Raw genomic sequence first — 6,264 nt, 5'->3', positions numbered from 1 at the left:
TTATGCAGGAGAGATATTCTCAGCATATTTCTTCCTTGCCTCACTTGCAGCAGTGAATGTTGTGCCATTTACCTCTTTGCTTGCATTTTTAACCTTGCCTCAAGCGTACAATCTGCTCAGAGCTTTCAAGAGCAGAGTTCCTGAGGCTGCTGATCCCATGACTGCAGCCCTTCTGCGGAGCTTCGGTCTATTATATATAATTGGTTTACTTATCGGAGCTCTTCTCTGATCTAAGGCAAAATCAATTAACAAATAACATAATACTAAAAAACGAAAAACACATCCTTAACGAAAGGTTTATATAGCCTGAGGTATTATGTGCAATAGCACATAAAGGGTGAGACCATGTGGAGATATGGAAGAGGCGGTTGGTTGGGTCCATGGCCCGGAAGGGGCCCGTTTAGCTATCTGCCTCCCTGGCAGAGGCCCGGATGGGTATTTGGAAGGGGAGCCTGCTGGTATCTCTGGTCTAATCCCTGGTATCCAACATCTGCTTATCCAACGCCTACACCAGAACAGGAGCTATCCCTTCTGGAGAACTATAAAAAGACGCTGGAAACAGAGCTGAAAATGCTAGAGGAGAGGATAAACAGCCTGAAAGGGCAGCTAGGAGGAAAGCCAGAGGGGCAATAGCCGTTGTCGGGTAGTTAACATTTTACTACCCGTTCCATCTCGGATAGCAACAGAGTTGCTATCCTCATTGATGGCTTTCAGGGGCAACGGGGCTCCCCTCATCCTGCGTATATCCTGTGTATGTGCCCATTCGGTGCTACGTACCACCACATATCGGGCACAGAACAAAGAATTCTTCATTATATAAACTTATCGTGTGAGCATGCACTAAGAGTTATATAGTTAACTTTTTGGGAACTGCTGACGAACTTTTTTTTAAAAAAAACTAATCTTGCAAGAACTTATTATATTAAAGTATTCTGCATACAGCTTGGAATCATCGAAGCAACTGACAGATCCTCCAGTTATTACGATTGAAGCTTCTTCATGCTGACATACTATTTATCATTCTTTTAGCAGCCTCAAGAATTCCTCTTTTGTTAAGCCAGATTGGTATATTATCGAGAGCAGAGTGCCTCTCTTTATAGGATCATGCTTAGGTACTGTGATCTTGTGCTTTCCATCCGTCAGGTACATATGACTTCCTCTCTGGTGAACAACCTTGAAGCCTGCTTTGCTTAATGCCTTCACAACTGCCAAGAAATAGATGGCAGCCTTTCAGACAACTATCTCCACCAGCTCCTTCTTTCTCTTTGCTTTTTCAACTTCCTCTGGAAAAGCTTCAAGATAACCTTTAATTGCCTCTTTTATGTTTTCTAAAGCTTCTTCCCTTGTTTCTCCTTCGCTTATGCATCCAGGCAGCTCTAAGCACTGAGCGGAATACCCTCCTTCCTCTTCCTTCCTCAAGATTATCGTGAACTTCATCTTGCATAGCTGTCATGTGCAAACAAAAATCTTGCGATTTATTCTTTGTGTGCTTTTTTCCATCACTGTTACGATCTCCCGGTCCTATTCTCTATTTCCAAAAATAAGGAGCATTCATTGTTATCAAGATCATAAGATATTGATCCTCTAGGAGAATTAAACAGATCATAATCTATAAAAGTGGTTACGAATGTTCCTTGTCACATTGCGACGTCAACTATTGCTTCGAATCCCAATTTTGCGTAGCGCATATTCCCTGTCAACATATTTATCCTTCTCCTCAGCCTCCTCTGTATCAAGGCTTGGAGCAATTTCCTCCAGTTCAGCGAAGGCCTTACTGATTGCCTCTACGGAAAATCTCTCAAGTATGATTCTATTTCCGACAACCCTGCACACCATCTCAGTCTCTCCCTCTATCCCAAGAGTCTTCCTCACATCCTCCGGTAGGGCCACTCTACCTTGCTTATCCACCTTGACAACTACTCCCACACTCACCACAAGCTATCCTAGAGGGATGCTATGTATAAACATATCGGAAACTGAGCAAAGGGCATCAGCATGTCGCCACTATGAAGCCCGCATATGCGCGTATTTCAAACCTCAAAAGCCAGTTCCAAAAATTTCAGTACTCCTAAAGTGATTAGAATTATGCCGGAGAGAATTGACGGGATTCTTCTGCTCAAATTCTTCATCCAGTTGCTCAGGAGCGCTGCTATTAATATTAGAATAGTGTTAGCTATGATAATGGCAATTATTATCCATATAATAGGAATTTCTAAAAATGGAAAACTGATCCCCACAGCCCCCTCATCGATACTTGACAGGCATCCCATGGCTGATATGGAGAATGCAGCTGCTATTTTACCTGTATTAACTATAAATTTTTTAAAATTTCTACTTGGCATTAGCAGGCTCAGAGAAAAAGCAAGACCGAAGTCGTCCAGAGATAATCCAAATGATAACAAGGCGAGAGCTAGATAATCCATTCTGTCCACCTTGCTCATTCTGCTTTCATTGCATTTTATCCTGTTAATTCTCGCTTTATAAACTTCTTCTGATGCCTTTCATTCAATTTGTCAGCTGCTGCAATAGCATATGTGTACTCTGCTTATAGCTCTAATAATTTATTTTTAGGAGCAATTAACTATTTAAATGATAAAAGCGAGTTTGATCGATGAGCTCTCAGCTCAAGCAGAGATTCCTAAAGCTTCTAAAGGAGGATGAGGAGTTCAGATACGCTGTAGCCGGACTTCTTGGCTTAGAGGAGATTCTGAAAAGGCTTGACAGACATGAGGAGCAGCTTGTTAAACTTAGGGAGGACATGAATAAGTTGAGAGAGGATATGAACAGGGGATTTGAGCTTATAGAGAGAAGGATATCAGCTTTAGGAGCAAGATGGGGCCTTCAGACTGAGGAGGCATTCAGGGAAGGATTAAAGGGAATACTGGAGAAGGAGTTCGGTGTGAAGGTTGAGAGATGGGTTGAGAAGGACAAAGAGGGAATGGTTTACGATCATCCAAGTGATATAGAGTTGGATATAGCTGTTAAGGATGGAAAAACCATGCTAATAGAAATATCTTCTCATATAAAGGCATCTGATATCCCAATTTTCAGGAGAAAAGCCGAATTCTACGAGAAAGTAACCGGAGTAAGGGCTGAAAGGCTGGTAATTGTGACTCCCTATGCGGATGATAAAGCCCTTGAAATGGCAAAGGAGTTTGGAATTGAAATATATACAAAAGTATGATGTTATTATACCTGCTCCACCACAAGCATATTGAAAAAACCGATACCCTCGCCAACAGGAAACTTCCGCAAATCACATAATAAAGAGCTCTCCGATTTCACATAGTCCTTCTAAAAGTCTCTATCTGAATATTGAGAGTAACAGCAAGGAGGGCAATTAATGGGAAAGCCAGATTTAAAGAATAAACTATGGTGAGACAACTATAAAGACTAAAAAGGATTGTTACTACTGAAATAATTAACTCTTAAAAATTCATTAAATTCCAGTCCTCGATAATCTTCCTCTTTTTCCACTCCGGAAAGGCAAAAGAAAAGGTTAACCCAGCTTTATTCCTGTATTTAAGCCTTTTCTGTTCATCCCAGAGTTATTCATGGCTTTCAGCACCTTGTTGAGACATGATCTTCCTGTACATCCTCCAGCTGAGTATCGGCTGCCTTGATGCCCTTGCCTCATCAAGCCTTCCTATTGCTGTGGAATGAGGTGCCTTCAGCAGAAGCTCCCTGTTTTCCCTTGCCTCCTCAGCTATCTTCCTCATTGCCTCTATATAGTTGTCGAGATCCCTCAGGCTTTCGGACTCAGTTGGCTCCATCATGAATGCCTCCTCAACTATGTGGGGGAAGTATATCGTTGGCGGATGGACACCATAGTCTAAGAGCCTCTTCGCAAAGTCCAAGGCCTTTACACCATATTTTTTGAAGCCCTGAAGGCTCACAACAAACTCGTGCTTGCAAGGCCTCCTCTTCCCATATTTCACATCGATTCCCTCTATTTTCCTTATGTGGAATAAGGCGTAATTTGCATTTAAAACTGAGATCTCAGCAACCTTCGGCAGACCCTCAGATCCAAGTGCCTTCAGATATGCCCAGGCCTTTATCATAACGTTGAAGTTCCCGTAGAAGCTCCTAACCCTGCCTATCGTCTTTTTTAATGAGAAATCAAGATAGTAGCTTCCATCCCCCCTCTTCCTCACAACTGGAACTGGCAGATATTCTTTCAGTTCATCAACAACACCAACTGCCCCAGCTCCGGGTCCTCCGCTTCCATGAGGTGCCGAAAAAGTCTTATGCAGGTTTAGATGGGCTATGTCTATCCCCATCTTTGACAGAAGGACCTTTCCTATTATCGCATTCAGGTTTGCCCCATCGTAGTAAAGGAGGCCTCCAGCTCCATGTATTACATCTGATATCTCCAATATTCTGCTTTCAAATATTCCTAAGGTGTTAGGATTTGTTATCATCATCCCCGCAGTTCTCTCTGAAACTGCAGCCTTTAAGGCAGATATATCGACGCATCCATCCTCATCAGGAGGAATTCTGATGACCTTAAAGCCCGCCATCGCAGCGCTTGCAAAGTTTGATCCATGAGCTGACTCAGGAACTATCATCTCATTTCTTCTCTCATTCTCATCCTCATGCCTCTTTCTTATGATCAGAGCCCCTGTCAGCTCACCATGTGCACCTGCTGCGGGCTGTAGGGTGAAATGGGGAAGCCCTGTTATCCTTGAAAGCATCTCAGATAGCTCATACATTATCTGCAATGCCCCCTGAACAGTCTCCTCAGGCTGGTATGGGTGTATCATGAGCATTCTTTTTTCTCTTGCAATCCTCTCATTTAGCTTTGGATTGTACTTCATCGTGCATGATCCAAGCCAGTATGAGTTGCTGTCAACGCCGTAGTTCATCTCAGCAAGCCTTGAGAAGTGCCTCGCAACCTCGGGCTCGCTCAGCCCAGGAAGATTTAACTCATCTCTTCTCAGGTCATTTGGTATTTTTGCATATTTTTTCAGCTCCTCCTCAACTGGGAAACTGTAGAAGCTGCCTGATGAGAGCTCAAACACAGTTGGCTCCAGAACTTTCTCATCAGACTGCCATCTTGCCTGGATAAACCTCATTTTATCACCTCCTTTAAAGATTCTATGAGAAAATCGATGTCCTCCTTCTTGTGAAGCTCAGTTGTGCTGAAGAGAGCTATGTTGCCCAGATGATCAAACCTTCCGGGGAAAAGCTTTCTTAAAGGAGAACCTCCTATTATACCCCTCTTCAGAAGCCTTCTGTTCACCTCAACCCAATCCACATTCCCATCAACTGGAATCTCCCTGAACCTAACCCCATTGAACATAGGCCTTAGCCCTATCTCCTCAATTCTCTCAGCCATGTAGTTTGTGTTAGCCAGTATCTTCTCGCACAGGGATCTTATACCTGATTTCCCAAGGAGAGAGAGGTAAACAGCAGCTCTAACAGCCATGAGTGATTCATTTGTTGTTATATTTGATGTGGCAGCCTCATGCCTTATGTGCTGCTCCCTCGTCTGAAGGGCCATGCAGTATCCCCTCACCCCATCGAAGCTCTCAGTCATCCCTATTATCCTTCCTGGAAGCTGTCTTATCAGCCTTGCATCCATCTTTACCCCTATTATGCCCAGAGAAGGTCCTCCAAATGATGGATAGCTGCCTAGATGCTGGCCCTCACCGACAACTATATCGGCATCAGGGGGCCTGAAGATCCCAAGGGACAATGGATCCACCCCTGCGACAACAAGAGCACCTTTTTCATGTGTTATCTCAGCTATCTCCCTTGCTTTCCTCTCAACTATTCCGAAGAAATTCGGGCTCTCAAAGTAGACCATTGCCGTGCTTTCATCAGGCTTTAATGATGATATATCAACCTCCCCTGTCTCCCTGTCCATCAAATATTTCTCAACTTTCAAGCCTGCTCCAGCTGAATAGGTTTTGAGCACTTCCTCCCTTTCGGGATGGATGTTCTCAGGTATCATCACTTTTTTCCTGTGAGTTACCCTTGCTGACATTAAAGCTGCCTCAGCAAGAGCTGTTGACCAGTCATAGTGAGAAGCTGTAACAACATCCACGTTTAAAAGCTCTGCCATCAGGGATTGATACTCGAATATCGCCTGAAGGGCTCCCTGAGATACCTCAGCTTGATAGGGTGTGTATGATGTGTATAACTCCTGCTTCCCAGCTATCTCATCAACTATGGCTGGGACATAGTGGAACCAGCATCCTCCTCCCGCAAAACAAATTCCAATTGTGTTCTTCGATGCTATCTTATCAAACTCCCTCTCCA

Annotated in this window: 8 protein-coding genes and 1 pseudogene; 3 read left to right on the top strand and 6 right to left on the bottom strand. The window is 43.6% G+C overall.

Annotated features, from left to right (window positions below; genetic code table 11):
• Together D6D85_RS16780 and D6D85_RS02965 are read left to right on the top strand one after the other, a co-directional pair.
• Positions 1-229 (top strand): annotated as a pseudogene (locus D6D85_RS16780) (hypothetical protein); the annotation flags it as partial.
• Between the two features lie 116 nt (positions 230-345).
• A complete protein-coding gene (locus D6D85_RS02965; protein WP_125670591.1) occupies positions 346-633 on the top strand; it encodes a DUF5320 family protein in 288 nt (95 codons plus the stop codon).
• A 384-nt stretch (positions 634-1,017) separates the two neighbouring features.
• On the opposite strand, the gene D6D85_RS02960 is transcribed toward D6D85_RS02965, so the two are convergent.
• The 4 genes from D6D85_RS02960 to D6D85_RS17185 form a co-directional block, all read right to left on the bottom strand.
• The gene (locus tag D6D85_RS02960) at positions 1,018-1,203 is read right to left on the bottom strand and encodes a type II toxin-antitoxin system HicA family toxin (protein ID WP_337189956.1); all 186 of its coding nucleotides are present in this window, start codon (positions 1,201-1,203) and stop codon (positions 1,018-1,020) included.
• Positions 1,204-1,230: 27 nt separating this feature from the next.
• The gene (locus D6D85_RS02955; RefSeq protein ID WP_125670589.1) at positions 1,231-1,437 is read right to left on the bottom strand and encodes a type II toxin-antitoxin system HicB family antitoxin; all 207 of its coding nucleotides are present in this window, start codon (positions 1,435-1,437) and stop codon (positions 1,231-1,233) included.
• A gap of 213 nt (positions 1,438-1,650) precedes the next feature.
• Positions 1,651-1,935: an AbrB/MazE/SpoVT family DNA-binding domain-containing protein gene (locus D6D85_RS02950; RefSeq protein ID WP_125670588.1), complete on the bottom strand. Its 285-nt coding sequence runs from the start codon at positions 1,933-1,935 to the stop codon at positions 1,651-1,653.
• A gap of 95 nt (positions 1,936-2,030) precedes the next feature.
• Positions 2,031-2,270: a manganese efflux pump gene (locus D6D85_RS17185; protein ID WP_373695738.1), complete on the bottom strand. Its 240-nt coding sequence runs from the start codon at positions 2,268-2,270 to the stop codon at positions 2,031-2,033.
• 341 nt (positions 2,271-2,611) lie between these two features.
• Between D6D85_RS17185 and D6D85_RS02940 the strand changes: the two genes are divergently transcribed.
• Entirely contained in the window at positions 2,612-3,184 is a 573-nt protein-coding gene (locus D6D85_RS02940) for a PD-(D/E)XK nuclease family protein (protein WP_125670586.1), read from the top strand.
• Between the two features lie 364 nt (positions 3,185-3,548).
• Here the strand turns inward: D6D85_RS02940 and gcvPB are convergent, their stop codons facing one another.
• Both gcvPB and gcvPA read right to left on the bottom strand, forming a co-directional pair.
• Positions 3,549-5,075 (bottom strand): aminomethyl-transferring glycine dehydrogenase subunit GcvPB, encoded by a 1,527-nt coding sequence (gene gcvPB, locus D6D85_RS02935; protein WP_125670585.1) that lies wholly within the window; start codon positions 5,073-5,075, stop codon positions 3,549-3,551.
• Positions 5,072-6,264: aminomethyl-transferring glycine dehydrogenase subunit GcvPA (gene gcvPA / locus D6D85_RS02930; RefSeq protein ID WP_125670584.1), on the bottom strand; the 1,193-nt coding region annotated here is incomplete at its 5' end. The genes gcvPA and gcvPB, both read right to left, overlap by 4 nt.

Origin of the sequence: Candidatus Methanodesulfokora washburnensis (assembly GCF_003947435.1) — an archaeon.
Taxonomy (GTDB): Archaea; Korarchaeota; Korarchaeia; order Korarchaeales; family Korarchaeaceae; genus Methanodesulfokora; species Methanodesulfokora washburnensis.
The sequence above is the reverse complement of the archived record's forward strand: the minus strand, read 5'-3'. Positions and strand labels throughout refer to the sequence as shown.

Coding starts and splice junctions, on each gene's coding strand:
- D6D85_RS02965 (WP_125670591.1), top strand. CDS start 346: ATGTGGAGATATGGAAGAGGCGGTTGGTTGGGTCCATGGCCCGGAAGG.
- D6D85_RS02955 (WP_125670589.1), bottom strand. CDS start 1,437: ATGAAGTTCACGATAATCTTGAGGAAGGAAGAGGAAGGAGGGTATTCC.
- D6D85_RS17185 (WP_373695738.1), bottom strand. CDS start 2,270: ATGGGATGCCTGTCAAGTATCGATGAGGGGGCTGTGGGGATCAGTTTT.
- D6D85_RS02940 (WP_125670586.1), top strand. CDS start 2,612: ATGAGCTCTCAGCTCAAGCAGAGATTCCTAAAGCTTCTAAAGGAGGAT.
- gcvPB (WP_125670585.1), bottom strand. CDS start 5,075: ATGAGGTTTATCCAGGCAAGATGGCAGTCTGATGAGAAAGTTCTGGAG.